Source organism: Streptococcus oralis, from assembly GCF_003943415.1.
Taxonomy (GTDB): Bacteria; Bacillota; Bacilli; order Lactobacillales; family Streptococcaceae; genus Streptococcus; species Streptococcus oralis_BJ.
Genome location: NZ_RJPK01000006.1, coordinates 69,584 through 84,253 on the forward strand (window position 1 = coordinate 69,584; position 14,670 = coordinate 84,253).

Genomic DNA, 14,670 nt, shown 5'->3' on the forward strand with positions numbered 1-14,670 from the left:
ACACTCACATGTGGTGCACAATGGCAAGACAGAGTTCGAGTGCCTTATCAAAAGCTTCTGAGCCCCAGTCACGACTGTCGTAGTTGTCCAGATCCGCTAATGAATCTGCGGTAAAGAGCAACTCTCCCCAGACAACTCCACGTAGCTGAGCTACTGCCGCAAGAGCAGAGCACTCCATCTCCACAACAGCACAGCCTTCTTCCTTACGGTAGGCAACCTTTTCAGCAGTCTCTCGATAAAAACCATCTGTCGTCCAGGTCATGACTTCCTCATAAGGAATACCTCTTTGTTCCAAGACTTGCTCAATGGCAGAGATAGCCTCAGTCTGCATCTCCATATAACGAGAAGGCGCTACATAGTGGTAGCTGGTTCCCTCATCTCGCAGGGCGCGAACAGGGACGAGAAAGGCATTCTCCTCTATATCGGCTAGGACGCCACAGGTTCCAGTGGAAATGATTTGCTCCACACCATAGCCAATCAACCAATCCATAAACTGGGCCGCTGGGGCAGAACCAACAGGCGCTTGAGCCAGACAAATCTTCTCACCCTTGTAGTTGAGGACGTAGACTGGATAAGTCTTGGTGGCCGAAACGAACTCACCAACACAATCCGCCCCTACTTCCTGGGCATATCGGTCAATCTCCTCCTCCAAAAACGCATAGATACACTTCTTTGGCAACTTTAAGTTCAATCCCTCATGTGTTGGCATAAGGACCGCCTGGGGATTGTCATCAAACTCTAAAATGGGAATCGCATGCTTCTGAATCATAGCCCACCTCCTCTAATTTTGTACTATTGTATCAAAAGCTGACGGAGTGTCAAGGAGGAGACTTTAGCAAGCCAGAAATCTCCTCTTCCATACACTTAAGAAATCGTTGCACCGCTGGAGAGGTTGGTTTCTGTTTTGGCAAAATGATTGAGGACTTATAAACACATATCAAATGCAATAACAAAAAGACATGAATCTGAAATAAGCAGAACATGTCTTTTTTAGCTTGTTTGAAAGTCAAGTAAATAAACCTTAGTTCTTCTAGAACTCCCTTATTTCCACAAACCACCTAAAATCTGTTTTTCTAATAAGTCCAAGTCTTCCTCTTTTATTTCTCCATTATCGCTAACGATATAAAGCTGAGCGAAGTAAGCCAACAATGGACCAACACAAATACGAACCATTTGAGGAATCGTTAACTCTGGATTTACACGTGGATCTGCTAGCAATTCCTTATGAAGCACTCGAAGTTTATCTTGAATAGCATTCCAGATAAAAATCTGTTCATTTTTTAGTTTTTTATTTGAAAAACTCTCCTGCAGAATGATTTTCATCAAAGCACGATTTTTTTTGAGATAGCTCATACGATCATGGACGAGATAACGAACCCTCTCTTCTGTCGTTTCAAAAGCTAAGAGTTCCTCAAAAAAACTACCGAAAATGCCTGGGACTACAGGATGTAAAATAGCCGTCAGTAAATCATCCTTCGTCTTAAAATACTTAAACAAAGTTGCCTGGCTTAGTCCAGCACGCTCAGCTATGTGAAGAGTTGAGGTCCCATGGTAACTCCTGGTTGATATGAGATCCACTGCTGCCTGCATGATTTTTTTCTTTCCTTGAGGGTAATTCGCTTCTTCTAAGTAATCTTCAAACGATTCAAAAACAGTCTTATCCATCTAATCTTCACACCTTTTTAGCATTATTTATGTTGATTTCTAAACTTTACGATAACGACGCAATCCAACAATATTAAGAATTGTTAAAATGATCAAGAAAATCATTAAAACACCAAGATTTGACAAAATATCACCAAGATTGTGCCCGTAAAGAATAATCTGACTTATTGCATCACCAGAATAGGTTAATGGCAAAAATTTCCCCACAGTTAGAGCCCATTCTCCCATGGATGACAATGGAATAATTCCTGAGAAAAAAAGTTGGGGCATAATCACGAGAGGAATAAATTGCATCATTTGGAATTCTGATTTTGCTAGAGTAGACAAGAGAATTCCAAAAGCTAGTGCTACAAGAGCCAGTACCACATTAACTATTATAACATTTAAAATACTTCCTACAACTTCTACATCTAGTAGCCAAATTGCTGCTAAAACGACAACTGCCGTTTGAAAAATCGCAATAATACCGTAAGACAACATATAGCCATAGACGATTTCAGATCGTTTCACTGGTGTTGCTAACAAACGTTCTAGTGTTCCACTGGTGCGTTCTTTCAAAAGCGCCATACCTGAAATCAAAAAGACAAAGAAGAAAACTACAAAACCTATCAAAACCGGAATCATATTGGTAAAGAAGCTTGTATTTTCATCTCCATACTGGTAAGACTCCTTGATTTCTGGTGTTTTTGCGTCCGAGTCCAATTGTGGAAGAGCTTTTTTAACACGAGATAGTAACTGATCGGTGCCTTCACTGGCGATACTTGTCCGTAACACTTGTCGTATCATAGAGGTCTTGGAGGCATCTGTGTTTGCGTAGTCGACCTGGTACTCACCGTCTTTATAAGAAATCACAGCATCGACTTTTTCATTTGCTAGCGCTTCTTTGGCTTGATCTAAGTCTTGATAAGTCTTGACATCCACATGATCGAGCTCATCCATTTTCGTTACCAAACCAGTTGGTAGATCCTGTGTTGCTAACTTGACATTCACGGTTGTACTAGCTGAAAACATGAGGTTCATCAACCACATGATAAAAACAGGTGCTATAAACATCAGGGCTAGAGTTCGTTTGTCACGAAGTAATTCTTTGATGACCTTTTTTGCAATCGCTATTGTTCTCATTTTACTCACCTTCTGCTTTTAAAAATACTTCTTCAATACTTGAAACTTGATAACTTTCTTTTAAGTGTTGCGGTGTATCAAAAGCAATGATTTTTCCGCCTAATAATAAGCCGACCTTATCCGTCAACTCTGCTTCATCCATAACATGGGTAGTAACTAATATCCCAACCCCATTGTCTCTAAGCGCGAATAATTCTTTCCAGATTTTCTTTCGAAGAGAAGGGTCGATTCCAACTGTCGGTTCGTCCAAAATCAAGAGTTGAGGATTTCCTAAAAGCGCGATAGCCAGTGACAAACGCCGTTTCATTCCTCCAGAATAACCAGATACCGCCTTGTTTAAGTAGTCTGTCAGATCTACTACTTGAGCTATATAAGCAATTTCCGCCTTCAGGTCTTTTTTAGAAAGCCCCTTTAGCTGACCAAAAAATTCCAGATTTTCTTGGCCTGACAAGGTCTCGTATAAAGCATCTGATTGGGCCATATAGCCAATATCTCCTAAAATATAGCGATTGGGCATAGTGTGATTTAACACTAAAGCTACGCCTCCATCAGCCTTTTCCATTCCTAACGTAGTCTTAATCATAGTTGATTTACCAGCACCAGACGGACCAATTAAGCCTATAATTTCTCCTGGCTGCAATTCAAAGCTGACATGATTCAGAACTATTTGATGGTCAAAAGATTTTACTAAATCTTGTAAATGTAGTAATGTTTTCATTTACTTCCTCCTTGGTGAGTTAATACTCACTTTTTAAATCACCGAAGCTATTATAGTGAGTAATCACTCACTTGTCAAGAGAAAGGGTTAAATTCTTTAAAAAAATAAAACACCAGATTCGTATCTGATTTTTATAATGCACATGTCTTATTTCTAAAAATGTTTTTGAACTTCCTCTCTATACTCCGAAATGATCTTTCCTGTCCACTTTTTAAAGGCCTATTCTTCCTCTACTTTTCTCAGCCAATCCTACCATCGTCATTGCTATCGCAACTCTAATGACCTTGGCGATGGAAATTCATTTTACTCATTTTTATATGAAACAGACTAAGAAATTTTCAAGACCTAATTGGGAGTTGTTTTAGCTACAATCCATCTCTCAAACACAAAAAGTCTCCCTTCTCTTTCGAGAAAGGAGAGTTTTTGTTTATCCTTGTCCGCCAGGGGCTGGACCGCCGCCTTGAGGGCCTCCATTTGGTCCACCGCCTCCAGGCATAGAGTTGACAATTTCCGTTTGTTTTTCACCGTTGAGATAGATATCTCCACCTGTGTAGGTCGCAGTTCCATCAAAGTCAAAACCTGTTTGACCAGTCATTTTAATGGTTCCGCCTGTGACTGTGATATTGCCGTTTGAGTCGATTGGGTCTGTGTCCCCTTGACCGACTTCTACTGTCAGGTTCCCACCGTTCATGGTGAAGAAGATTTCACTCTGTTGAGCATTTTTGTTGGCTGCATTGACTCCATCGTCCGTTGAATAGATGCTAATGTCCCCACCGTTGATAGTGATTGACTTACCTTCAAGTCCTTCTGTCGAATTCTTGACGGTGTAGGTACCACTATCAATAACCAAATCACCTGATGCGTGGATGCCATCATCCCCTGCTGTAATGGTGATGTTGTTGTTGGATAGGTACATGGTTCCGACTGAAGTATCCTCATCATTGTCGACCTTGACCCCATCCTCTTTGGCATCAATGGTCATGGTCGTACCAGTGATGTTGAGTTCATCATTGACATTAAAGGCATCGCCGACTGCTGTGATATTATAGGTTCCACCCGTGATGTGGAGAGTGTCATTAGCCTTGATCCCGTTGTTCTTCTTGCCATCTACATTGAGAGTTCCTTTCCCGTTGATGGTCAAATCCACCTTAGAAAAGAGAGCTGCATCTGCTTTTTCATCGCTGTTAGAGCTTGAGTCAGAGAAACTGTTGGTGGTTCCCTCTGCTAGAGTCAGGTAGACGTGGCCGGCTGATGTCGCAGATATCGCTGCATTGGTATTGGTCATGGTCGCACCTTTTAGGACTAGATGAACATCTGCAGACTTATCTGCCTCGACCTTGATCTGCACTCCGTCAGACTGACCTGAAATCACATAGGTGCCAGATGTTGTAATGGTCACTGTTGATTTAGAGACTGTCACCCCATCTCCAGAGACGTTTGCTGATGAGCCAGATAGCTCAATCTTAGAAGCTGTACTTTCATCATAAGAAGTATCATAGTCCTTCTCTGTAAAATAGGAAGATTGATTTGTCTTTGTTGCAGTTGTTGTTGCACTATTTGTCGTTGCATTGGTTTTGGATGAAGTTGTTGACTGGGAACATGCTGCCATCAGCACCATTGCCGTTAAACTCGTTGCGAGTAGGGTCCATTTTTTTGATTTCATACCTTTTTCCTCTCCTTCGTATGATATAGCTAGACAGTCTACCGAAGATTCCTGAAACAAAACTAAAACTTTTCTGAAAATTTCCTTAAATCCAGTTTGGATTAGATTTCGCCTAGTAATTTTTTAGAAAGGGCTACTAGAAACAATTTGAGAATACTAAAATGCATTTAATAGTTTTTAAAAGCAACATCCCCAAGTGCGATGTCACTCTAACCCAAAAAGCAAAAAAAGAAAAATCTATAAGACTAAGATAAAGATTATAAAAAGAACAGCCCAAGCTGTTCTTTTTAGTTTTCTTTTACTGGGATTTCCTTGATAACACGCGCAGGATTGCCAGCTAGGACAACATTATCTCCAAAGGACTTGGTAATCACGGCCCCTGCTCCTGCGACGACATTATTTCCCAGTGTCACCCCAGGAAGGACAATGACGCCACCTCCAGCCCAGAAATTGTCACCGATGGTGATGGGCTTGCCGTATTCGACCCCTGAATTGCGTTCATGCGGATCCAGTGGGTGGAGGGGAGTTAAAAACTGACAGTTGGGACCAATCATGGCATTGTTCCCGATGCGAATCGGACAAACATCCAGCATGGTCAAATTCCAATTAGAATAAAAATTTTCCCCTAGATGGATGTTGACCCCATAATCGACCACCAGACGTGGATTGACATAGAGATTTTGCCCAGTTGAACCAAACCAAGTCTTGATAATCTCCGCACCCTTCAAGGGATCTTCTTCTCGGTTAAAGGCAACCTGTTTTTGGCGAGAAGCCTGAGCCAAGGCCCGTAACTCGGAATCAAACGGATGATAGGGTTCTCCTGCTATCATTTTCTGGTATTCACTGGTCATAGTATCACCTCATACTTACTTTGGAGCCCATCATATCAAAAAGCCTTTGAAAGGTCAAGAATAGCCTGCTTTCTAAACTCTCAAAACCAAGCCCTCTCCCAAGTCAAAACAACTTGCTTGACAAAAGCTTGACTTCATGGTTTAATATACCCCATAAGGGTATATTTGGAGGTGCCTATGTTTCACTTATTATTTACAAAAATTGACAGTATTTCTACCAGCGAGTTAGAAGTTAAACTCAGAGAACCGATTCAACTACTGGATGTTCGGACGCCTACGGAATTCCGTAGAGGTCATATCAAAAACGCCAAGAATGTTCCTTTAACAGAAATCGGTTCTTACACACCTGCAACAAAAGAAACACTTTATGTCATTTGTCATTCTGGTGTCCGAAGCAAACTAGCTGCGAAGAAGCTAAAGAAAAAAGGCTACGATGTCATCAATGTCCGAGGCGGTATGAGCGCTTGGACAGGTAAGGTCATCTAAAAGCATAAAGGAGAAAGTCAATGAAAATTATCATTGTCGGGGGAGTTGCAGGCGGTATGTCAGCAGCAACCCGCCTCAGACGTCTCATGGAAGACGCTGAAATCACTATTTTTGAGAAAGGTCCCTTTGTTTCCTTTGCAAACTGCGGACTTCCTTACTATGTTTCAGGAGAAATTTCAAACCGTGATAGTTTATTAGTACAAACTCCTGAAAGTCTCAAAGCACGCTTTAATCTCGATGTGCGACCATTTCACGAGGTCATCAGCATTTCGCCAGCAGATCACACTGTGACCGTACGCTATGATGGACAGGAATTCACAGAAAGCTACGACAAGCTGATCCTCTCCCCAGGAGCTAAACCATTTGTTCCTACCATTGAAGGTTTGGCAGAAGCTAAGAATGCCTACACGCTCCGCAATGTTCCCGATCTTGACGAGATTATGGCGGCCTTGGACAATCATCCAAAAGAAGCTGTCGTTATCGGTGCAGGCTTTATCGGGCTTGAAATGGCTGAAAACCTGGCGAAACGAGGATTGCAAGTCACCATCGTGGAGAAAGCACCGCATGTCTTGCCACCATTAGATCAGGAAATGGCGGCCTTTGTCCAAGCAGAATTACTGGCAAATGGTGTCCGCGTTATCACTTCCCAGTCTGCAACTCGATTTGAAGACCAAGGAAAAGTCATCGTTCTCGAAAACGGTCAAAAGATCACTTCTGACCTCACCATCCTTTCTGTCGGTGTTGAACCTGAAAATGAACTAGCTAAGGTTGCGGGGATTGAGTTGGGGCTTCGTGGCGGTATCTTAGTCGACGAACACTACGAAACCAGTCAAAAAGATATTTTTGCAGTTGGGGATGCCATCGTCGTCAAGCAAGAGATTACAAGCCAAGATGCTCTCATCTCTCTCGCTTCTCCTGCCAATCGTCAGGGCCGCCAAGTGGCGGACGTCATCGCAGGACTCGGTCGTACAAACAAGGGCAGCATCGGCACTGCTATCGTTCGTGCCTTTGATATGACAGCCGCTTCGACTGGTCTCAGCGAACGTATCCTTCGCATGAATCAACTTCCTTACAAGGCTCTTCATGTCAGCGGTAAAGACCACGCTGGTTATTATCCAGGCGCTACTGATATGACCTTGAAGCTCCTCTTTGACCCAACCACTGGAAAAATCTACGGTGCCCAAGGAGTCGGGAAGAAAGGTGTTGACAAGCGAATCGATATCCTGGCAACTGCTATCAAGGGAAATCTCACCGTCTTTGACTTACCAGAATTGGAGTTCACCTATGCCCCGCCATTTGGCTCTGCCAAGGATCCCGTCAATATGCTGGGCTACGCAGCCTTGAACCTTATCGAAGGTCTCAGCGATAATGTTCAATGGTACCAGCTCGAAGACGAACTAGCTAAAGGAAAGAAATTCCTAGACGTGCGGACCAGTGGCGAATTCCAAAGTGGTCGACTCAAAGTCGACACCATCCACATCCCCCTAAACGAACTACGGGAACGCTTGGACGAACTGGACAAGAACCAAGCCTACATCGTTAGCTGCCACAGTGGTTTGCGCAGCTATATCGCAGAGCGTATCCTCAAACAAGCAGGATTTACCGTCCAAAACCTTGACGGCGCTTATTCACTATACAAAATGGCTAACCCAGAAGGAGTAGAATATGGTAACTAGTATCAGCATGGCTGACTTTTATGAAAAATATCAAAATGAAAAACTAGATCTTATCGATGTACGTGAAGTACATGAATTCCAAGCAGGACATGCACCAGGTGCAAAAAATCTGCCTTTAAGCACCTTGGAACAAGGCTACAAAGAACTCAAGCCTGACCATGCATACCATGTTATCTGTCAAGGTGGAGTACGTTCTGCATCTGCCTGTCAATTTCTCAGTGCCCAAGGCCTCACCGTTATCAACGTAGAAGGTGGTATGAACCACTGGCCAGGTGAGGTAGAATAATCAAAAAAACCGATTAAGATGAACTTAGTCGGTTTCTTTAATCTTTATAACTCGATGATATGAGCCTCATAGCCAATGGCTTCTAGGAATTTGAGTATATCTTTCGTATCCAAAAAGAGGGTTTTCTCGTTGGTATTGGGGTGAAAACTCATCCGTTTTTCAGACATGATTTCTTTGTCGAAATAAACCTGAATGTCCTTGTCAGTATTGTTCAGCAAGCCAAATGGAGAGACTACACCTGCTGGTAACATCATTTTTTCAAACAGGCTCTCAGAGGAAGCCATACGGATTCTATTAGCTCCTACCAAGTCTTTCAAGAGGTCCATATCCAGACGCTTTTTATCATCCATAATCACGAGATAATAAGCGGTTTTCTTTTTATTGGTGAGAAACATGGTCTTGGTACGGACGCCTTCGATCCCTTCGATAAAGCTGTCGGCCTGCTCCGTTGTCAAGGCTGTCTCGTGCTCCACGATTTCAAAAGGAATATCTAGCCCATTTAGCATTTCTACTACTTTTTCGTATGCTCCCATTTGCTGGCCTCCTTTAACTTGTCTTACTACCTTTAATTATACCAAAAAATGGGTTTTCTTCCAATTTATATCCAAGTATCTCTAGGTTTCTTTCATTTTCATACAAGTTGTCTTAGACGGAACTCCAACTGTTAAGATGGGCATGATTTCCAGCCAGCAAGCATATCTTTTCTTTCCACCGCATAGCCACAAGGTATATCCGCGACTTGTCCGATAGATGCGTCTAGTTTAAATGCTTCAGCTAGGGAAATGAGGCGTGCATCCTCTCCAGTGTGGTCTTCTGAACACAAAAATTGCCACATGCCATCCTCTTCATCGTGGGAGATAAAGGTGATCGGATTTTTCCCAGCCAAGACATGGTGACAAACTATACAGGCTGTGTTGGGTGCATCCTTAAATGCAAAAATCATCTTGAACTCCCTCCTTGAAATACACTAGCAATTACATATTTTTTGCATAGCCGAAACGCTGATTGATTGTGTGACTCAGGGTGACTAATTTTTCCAGAATATCCCTCTTGCAGATAAATAGCACATAACTATCACTATTAATATCCATACAAGCAAGACAGAAATCGTATCCAGCCCATCTTTCGTCCAAAATTTTACACCAAGTAGGGATGTCATCACCCTCGTCAAACCAATTCTCCTCCAAATCAAGAGTTTGTTTAGCTGCCAGAGGTGCTAGTTGGTACAGAAATTCGTCCTTATCTGTCTTCCAGTCTAACTCAATGACTGCATCCACAGCAAGTAGTTCATCAGCAATAGCAAGCCATTTAATCGTAGCTTCATTGACTTCTTCTCCTATGCCCCGCTCATCATATCTCTCTGCATACTGCTTGAAATAGGCTTTCGGTGATTCAAAACAGGAGGTCAAACGAGATCGTACCTCACTATCATCTGTTAGCAATTGGGTTATTTCCTGATAGATTGCGATATTTTTCTGCTCATCTGTCCGCATATCTAGTACAATTTCCCAGTCTTCTAGGTCTGGTGTGACTCTGTTCTCCAAATATGCCCGAAGCTTGTCTTGAGTTTCTTTCTTGCTCAGCCCATTTTTTTCGTAGATTACATTCTCGTCGATCCGTTCGGCATCGGCAACACTGATCTCAAAATGAAAACCGTCCGAATCTTCATCCTGACAAACCTGTACAAAATCCGATACAAGCTGACTCCCCTTTAGTTTAACTGGTTGCTGAGGTATTAAAGTGAGAAAATCCCTACCACCATCTTGGACGGCTGCCAGTTGCTGCCATACTTCCTCAAATCCAAAGCCATTTTGTTCCTTCTCACCATCATCTAGCACCCAATCCGCAAAGATTCTTCCTGAAATGCTCGCAAAATCTGCTCTATCGTCTCCATCTAGATAGGGCTGATCACTTGTAACAGAGGCCATCTCTTTGACAACCTTTTCAGCCTCTTTTCGAATCCAACCTTGTCTAAAGAAATGGGCAACAACACTAGGAAAGATCAAGACAGGCAGACAAATAAGAGTCCCTGCAAGTGCGAGACCCTTATATCGATTTTTTGTGGGGCTCCCTTCTGATAACTGATTTAGAAAGTCCGCTACTTGATTAAAAAGTTCGCCCCCAGTGCCCCAGAATAGGAACAAACATTCCACACCAAGTAGGCCAAGCCAGATAAACGCCATTCGCTTCGCTGCCTGACTACAGATCTCCATTTTAGTTTGTATAGGAATAGCTTCTGCCTCAGGAACACTCTGAAACCATTTTTCTGCTCGTTCTTCTTTTGTCATCTTTCCCCTCCTGTGATCCACTTTCTTATCTTGTTCTATCACATAGAGAACTACTATTTTCGTTTGATTAGGTACTGAACAGCCTTTTCTAAGCGCTCTTTTTGAGCCTCAGGGTCGTCTAGGGGTTGGTTGATGCAGGCCGTGAGATTCTCGGTAATGATCATCTCAATCACGCGCTCCACACTCGAACGAACCGCTGTCAACTGGGTAATGATATCTGCACAATCACGATCTTCATCGATCATCTTTTGAATTCCACGCAACTGCCCCTCTGAACGTTTCAGGCGTGTAATATACTTTGAGTTTGTCATCTTCTTATCCTTGGTCGATTTTTCTTCATTATATCTCTAATGGACTCCTTTGTCAAAGTTCTCGTTCCCTCTTTATCTATAGAATCTTACCCTGCTATCGCTTTCATGGTATAATAGAATGACAAATACTATTAGAATCTATGCTCGTAGCAATACGAGCCATTCTTAGAATGGACCAGCCTATGAACTCTATCTACGGCACTTGCGAAGTCTACTTACCCACTATCTTGAAGACCTTTGTCCAAGATATAGAAAAAGCTGCTACAAACTACAAAGAGGAAAAATCTTTGTCAGCTACAAAAAGCAGGTGATTACCTTTACAGTTTGGTTGTAATGGCTTCACTCTTTATCATTTCATACAAAAGCGAACAAGTCCGCATTCTAAAAACAGAATACGAGCTTGTCCGCCTTTTTCTATGTCTCTAAAATAAATGATGTGTTTTCCTCATCTCATCGTTCCAAGCGAATGCGGGTCACAATGCCGTCTGGGTCTACAAGATCCACTTCACTCGAATTTACCCACTTGATCGGAGCTTCTATCTCTTATGCTTGCTGAACGATGGCTAAGAGTTCTTCCTTGCTTTCGACCTCAAGGACGTAGTAGGCCAAGCCAGGCAAGCCCGATTTGCGCGGAGCTAGACCTTTTCCAGCCCATTCGTTGACGGCCAGATGGTGATGGTACTGACCAGCTGCTATCCAACTAGCACTCGGAATACTAAATTTATCCTCTAGCCCCAACACTTTTTGATAAAACTGACTCGCCGCGTGGCTATCCTTAACCGATAGATGGATATGCCCCATTCTCGTCCCTTCAGCTAGGAAAAAGGGATCTACCTTTTCCCCTAACTCATAGATACCCTGTGCCGCAAGAGCCTCGGTCACACCAATAATACGACCGTCTTCTCGAATATCCCATGAAGAAACTGGCTTATCACGGTAGAGTTCAATGCCATTTCCTTCCAAATCCTCCAGATAAAGGGCTTCACTGTATCCATGATCCGCACCTCCGACCAGAGGAATGCGCAAATCACTTAAGTGTTTCAGGACATCTGCCAAGGCTTTTCGTGTCGGCAACAAAATCGCCAGATGGTAGAGCACATAATACTCCCTTACTTCACCATCCTTTTCGGCCTGAATCAAGTGGACCAAGGCTTTTCTACCAAGTCCCAAAATCGCTTCTGTCTCTGTTTGCGATAAAATCTCTAAGCCAATAATCTGGTGATAAAAAGCCGTTTGACTCGTCAAATCCTTGACATTTAAAACCGCCTCTGCTAGGTAAATGTGGCTTTGGTATGCATAAGTCATAGGGCGTCTCCTTTTATTTATTGTAACTTTATTGATTACAACAATTATACACTATTGAGATAAAATGTCAACGAAGACAACTCAAAAAGAGCTGGGAACCAGCTCTTCTTTTTATTTTACAACAAGCTTGTAGCGAGTTTTGCTGGTAAAGGTTTGACCTGCTTTGAGAATGACTTGGTCTTTGAGGTCGCTGTGAATGGCATCTGGTAAAGCTTGCGCTTCAAGGGCAATCCCATTGTGCTGTATCATTGGTTGACCTCCGATGATGACACTCTCATCCACAAAGTTTGCTGAGTAGACCACAAGGCAAGGAGCCTCTGTCTTGAAAAGTAGGAAGCGACCTGAGTTTTGGTCATAAAGGAAACCAGCATTGTCATGACCTGCAGGAAGAGCAAATGGGTGATCCAAACCAGATACCAACTGGATTTGCTCATCTTCCTCTGAAAAGATGTCCTTCAACAAGGCTCCATTATAGATGTGTTTAACCACATCACGAGTAGCATCTGGAGTTTTTGCTGGCACACCGTCCGGAGCGATTGGGTAAATTCCCTCCGTATTTAGCTGAAAGACATGGCGGTCAATTGTCTGCGTAAAATCACCAGACAAGTTGAAGTAGCTGTGATTAGTTGGATTAACAAGCGTATCCTGATCTGTCGTCACCTTATAGCTGACTTCGTAAGCACCAGTTTCTTCCAAGTGATAGCTGATCCAGATCTTGAGATTACCAGGAAATCCTCCTGTCCCGTCTGTACGCTCTGTGTAGAGGGTCAAGCCATGGTCGCTCACCTCGACCAATTCAAACAAGCTCGCATCCCAACCTGTTGAACCACTGTGGTTACAGTTGCTGGCATTGTTGACTTCAAGGTCATAGGTCTGGCCATTGAGCTCAAATGTCGCTCCTGCAATACGACCCGCTACAGGACCTACACTTGCTCCATGCTTGGGACTATTGCTTATATAGCTATCAAAGTCATCAAAGCCCAAGATAACATTGGCAAAATTTCCAGCCTTGTCAGGTGTGACATAGCGCAAAATGGTCGCACCATAAGTCATAACTTCAAGCTGGTAACCACCATCAGTCTCAAAGCGATAGGCCAAGACATCCTTGCCCTCATGATTTCCAAATACACGCTCTGTGTATGCTTTCATTCTTCTCTCCTTTGATCCATTTCTCTTAAGTAAACAAACCATAGAGAGTGTATGCACCATCTATGGTTGTAGTTTTTATTTTCAGAATCCTTTGTCAGAAAACCTTAAGTATCTTCTTAACAAAAGGGAATTCTTCTATACTTGTTTTATGCTTCCACACGTTCAGTCCATGAAGTCGCTGTGGTTTGGAGAACTTTGTTAAGTTCGTCAATGTTCTCAAATCCAGTTGTACGCAACCACTCACGAGCTGCTGCCTCACCATCTTTAATGTAAGCTTCAACTGATCCAGCCCATGTTGCACGTCCGCAAAGAACACCGTTGAAGTTTGCACCTGATTCGTGGGCAAAGACAAGGGTCTCTTGGAAGAGTTTAGCTGATACACCTGCACTCAAGTAGATGTATGGAAGATTTGTTGCTTCGTCTTGAGCTTTGAAGAAGGCTGCTGCTTCTTCGCGTGTATGAACGATTTCACCATCGCCAAAGCCTTCAACGTATTTAACGTTGACTGGAACTTCCACTTTCAAAACATCGATGTTGAAGCGTGGATCTGAGAAGACTTTCATGGCACCGATAACTTTATGTGGTTTTACTTTAGCGTATTCAGCAGAGCCAGCGTCAGCGATTTTTTCATCATAAGCCAAGATTTCAAGGAAGAATGGAATATCTTCCGCCACACACTCAGAGCCAATGCGTTCGATGTAGGCTTGTTTTTGTTGGTTGAGTTCGTCAGAACTGTCTACATCGTAGTAAAGCAAGAATTTGACTGCATCCGCACCTTGTTCCTTAATACGTTTTGCAGACCAAACATCCAAGCAGTCAGGCAAGCGTTTGGTGCTTGTTGTGTCGTAGCCAGTTTTCTCATAAGCTAGGAGAAGACCAGCATTTGGATCAAGCGCTTTTGTAGCTGGAAGTCCATACTCTGGGTCGAGAAGCATAGATGATGCGTATTTGGTCAATTCATCTGCAACCAAGACTTTGAGTTCTTCCATTTGAGCTACTGTTGGTTCTTCTGTTTGATATTGAGCCATGAGGCGTTTCAAAGCACCACGTTGGTCAAAGGCAAGAGCTGAGATGATGCCATTCTCGTCAGAGAGTTTTTGCAGGCAGGCTACTTTATTGGGACTTAATTGTAATTTACTCATAGACACTT

General features: G+C 42.9%; 15 protein-coding genes and 2 pseudogenes. 4 read left to right on the forward strand and 13 right to left on the reverse strand.

Annotated elements, in window-relative coordinates; translation table 11 throughout:
- Positions 1–4: 4 nt before the first annotated feature.
- From D8801_RS08110 to D8801_RS08130, 4 genes are all read right to left on the reverse strand, one after another.
- The gene (locus D8801_RS08110) at positions 5–769 is read right to left on the reverse strand and encodes a nucleoside phosphorylase (RefSeq protein WP_125849098.1); all 765 of its coding nucleotides are present in this window, start codon (positions 767–769) and stop codon (positions 5–7) included.
- Positions 770–1,041: 272 nt separating this feature from the next.
- Complete coding sequence (locus D8801_RS08120; protein ID WP_000361924.1) at positions 1,042–1,665, reverse strand: TetR/AcrR family transcriptional regulator; 624 nt, start codon at positions 1,663–1,665, stop codon at positions 1,042–1,044.
- A gap of 39 nt (positions 1,666–1,704) precedes the next feature.
- Positions 1,705–2,787 carry an ABC transporter permease gene (locus D8801_RS08125; protein WP_125849102.1) on the reverse strand — a complete coding sequence of 361 codons (1,083 nt, stop codon included), beginning with the start codon at positions 2,785–2,787 and terminating at the stop codon, positions 1,705–1,707.
- A 1-nt stretch (position 2,788) separates the two neighbouring features.
- Positions 2,789–3,505: an ABC transporter ATP-binding protein gene (locus D8801_RS08130; RefSeq protein ID WP_000854376.1), complete on the reverse strand. Its 717-nt coding sequence runs from the start codon at positions 3,503–3,505 to the stop codon at positions 2,789–2,791.
- Between the two features lie 230 nt (positions 3,506–3,735).
- On the opposite strand from D8801_RS08130, the pseudogene D8801_RS10065 reads away from it, so the two are divergent.
- Positions 3,736–3,870: pseudogene (locus D8801_RS10065) on the forward strand (low temperature requirement protein A); the annotation flags it as partial.
- Between the two features lie 62 nt (positions 3,871–3,932).
- Here D8801_RS10065 and D8801_RS08145 read toward each other — a convergent pair.
- Positions 3,933–5,168, reverse strand: a complete 1,236-nt coding sequence (locus D8801_RS08145) for a carbohydrate-binding domain-containing protein (protein ID WP_125849104.1) — start codon at positions 5,166–5,168, stop codon at positions 3,933–3,935.
- A 287-nt stretch (positions 5,169–5,455) separates the two neighbouring features.
- On the reverse strand, positions 5,456–6,019 hold the full coding sequence (locus tag D8801_RS08150) for a sugar O-acetyltransferase (RefSeq protein ID WP_125849106.1): 564 nt from the start codon (positions 6,017–6,019) through the stop codon (positions 5,456–5,458).
- A gap of 177 nt (positions 6,020–6,196) precedes the next feature.
- Between D8801_RS08150 and D8801_RS08155 the strand changes: the two genes are divergently transcribed.
- The 3 genes from D8801_RS08155 to D8801_RS08165 are packed head-to-tail and all read left to right on the forward strand — an operon-like array spanning position 6,197 to position 8,467.
- Positions 6,197–6,505 carry a rhodanese-like domain-containing protein gene (locus tag D8801_RS08155; RefSeq protein ID WP_125849108.1) on the forward strand — a complete coding sequence of 103 codons (309 nt, stop codon included), beginning with the start codon at positions 6,197–6,199 and terminating at the stop codon, positions 6,503–6,505.
- A 20-nt stretch (positions 6,506–6,525) separates the two neighbouring features.
- Positions 6,526–8,181: an FAD-dependent oxidoreductase gene (locus D8801_RS08160; RefSeq protein WP_125849110.1), complete on the forward strand. Its 1,656-nt coding sequence runs from the start codon at positions 6,526–6,528 to the stop codon at positions 8,179–8,181.
- Positions 8,171–8,467, forward strand: coding sequence for a rhodanese-like domain-containing protein (locus tag D8801_RS08165; RefSeq protein ID WP_125849112.1), 297 nt, complete (start codon positions 8,171–8,173; stop codon positions 8,465–8,467). Before D8801_RS08160 ends, D8801_RS08165 begins: the two co-directional genes overlap by 11 nt.
- A 44-nt stretch (positions 8,468–8,511) precedes the next feature.
- Here D8801_RS08165 and D8801_RS08170 read toward each other — a convergent pair whose 3' ends face one another.
- The 7 genes and pseudogenes from D8801_RS08170 to lacD form a co-directional block, all read right to left on the reverse strand.
- The gene (locus D8801_RS08170; RefSeq protein ID WP_125849113.1) at positions 8,512–9,000 is read right to left on the reverse strand and encodes a prolyl-tRNA synthetase associated domain-containing protein; all 489 of its coding nucleotides are present in this window, start codon (positions 8,998–9,000) and stop codon (positions 8,512–8,514) included.
- A gap of 131 nt (positions 9,001–9,131) precedes the next feature.
- Positions 9,132–9,410 (reverse strand): hypothetical protein, encoded by a 279-nt coding sequence (locus D8801_RS08175; protein ID WP_125398986.1) that lies wholly within the window; start codon positions 9,408–9,410, stop codon positions 9,132–9,134.
- A 31-nt stretch (positions 9,411–9,441) separates the two neighbouring features.
- A complete protein-coding gene (locus D8801_RS08180; RefSeq protein WP_125849115.1) occupies positions 9,442–10,755 on the reverse strand; it encodes a DUF6630 family protein in 1,314 nt (437 codons plus the stop codon).
- Positions 10,756–10,808: 53 nt separating this feature from the next.
- Positions 10,809–11,066 carry a metal-sensitive transcriptional regulator gene (locus D8801_RS08185; RefSeq protein ID WP_000185156.1) on the reverse strand — a complete coding sequence of 86 codons (258 nt, stop codon included), beginning with the start codon at positions 11,064–11,066 and terminating at the stop codon, positions 10,809–10,811.
- Positions 11,067–11,516: 450 nt separating this feature from the next.
- A pseudogene (locus tag D8801_RS08195) lies at positions 11,517–12,371 on the reverse strand (VOC family protein).
- Positions 12,372–12,482: 111 nt separating this feature from the next.
- Positions 12,483–13,520 (reverse strand): aldose epimerase family protein, encoded by a 1,038-nt coding sequence (locus D8801_RS08200; protein WP_125849117.1) that lies wholly within the window; start codon positions 13,518–13,520, stop codon positions 12,483–12,485.
- Positions 13,521–13,666: 146 nt separating this feature from the next.
- Positions 13,667–14,662 (reverse strand): tagatose-bisphosphate aldolase, encoded by a 996-nt coding sequence (gene lacD, locus D8801_RS08205; RefSeq protein ID WP_125449455.1) that lies wholly within the window; start codon positions 14,660–14,662, stop codon positions 13,667–13,669.
- Between the last annotated feature and the right edge of the window lie 8 nt (positions 14,663–14,670).

Coding starts and splice junctions, on each gene's coding strand:
- D8801_RS08110 (WP_125849098.1), bottom strand. CDS start 769: ATGATTCAGAAGCATGCGATTCCCATTTTAGAGTTTGATGACAATCCC.
- D8801_RS08120 (WP_000361924.1), bottom strand. CDS start 1,665: ATGGATAAGACTGTTTTTGAATCGTTTGAAGATTACTTAGAAGAAGCG.
- D8801_RS08125 (WP_125849102.1), bottom strand. CDS start 2,787: ATGAGAACAATAGCGATTGCAAAAAAGGTCATCAAAGAATTACTTCGT.
- D8801_RS08130 (WP_000854376.1), bottom strand. CDS start 3,505: ATGAAAACATTACTACATTTACAAGATTTAGTAAAATCTTTTGACCAT.
- D8801_RS08145 (WP_125849104.1), bottom strand. CDS start 5,168: ATGAAATCAAAAAAATGGACCCTACTCGCAACGAGTTTAACGGCAATG.
- D8801_RS08150 (WP_125849106.1), bottom strand. CDS start 6,019: ATGACCAGTGAATACCAGAAAATGATAGCAGGAGAACCCTATCATCCG.
- D8801_RS08155 (WP_125849108.1), top strand. CDS start 6,197: ATGTTTCACTTATTATTTACAAAAATTGACAGTATTTCTACCAGCGAG.
- D8801_RS08160 (WP_125849110.1), top strand. CDS start 6,526: ATGAAAATTATCATTGTCGGGGGAGTTGCAGGCGGTATGTCAGCAGCA.
- D8801_RS08165 (WP_125849112.1), top strand. CDS start 8,171: ATGGTAACTAGTATCAGCATGGCTGACTTTTATGAAAAATATCAAAAT.
- D8801_RS08170 (WP_125849113.1), bottom strand. CDS start 9,000: ATGGGAGCATACGAAAAAGTAGTAGAAATGCTAAATGGGCTAGATATT.
- D8801_RS08175 (WP_125398986.1), bottom strand. CDS start 9,410: ATGATTTTTGCATTTAAGGATGCACCCAACACAGCCTGTATAGTTTGT.
- D8801_RS08180 (WP_125849115.1), bottom strand. CDS start 10,755: ATGACAAAAGAAGAACGAGCAGAAAAATGGTTTCAGAGTGTTCCTGAG.
- D8801_RS08185 (WP_000185156.1), bottom strand. CDS start 11,066: ATGACAAACTCAAAGTATATTACACGCCTGAAACGTTCAGAGGGGCAG.
- D8801_RS08200 (WP_125849117.1), bottom strand. CDS start 13,520: ATGAAAGCATACACAGAGCGTGTATTTGGAAATCATGAGGGCAAGGAT.
- lacD (WP_125449455.1), bottom strand. CDS start 14,662: ATGAGTAAATTACAATTAAGTCCCAATAAAGTAGCCTGCCTGCAAAAA.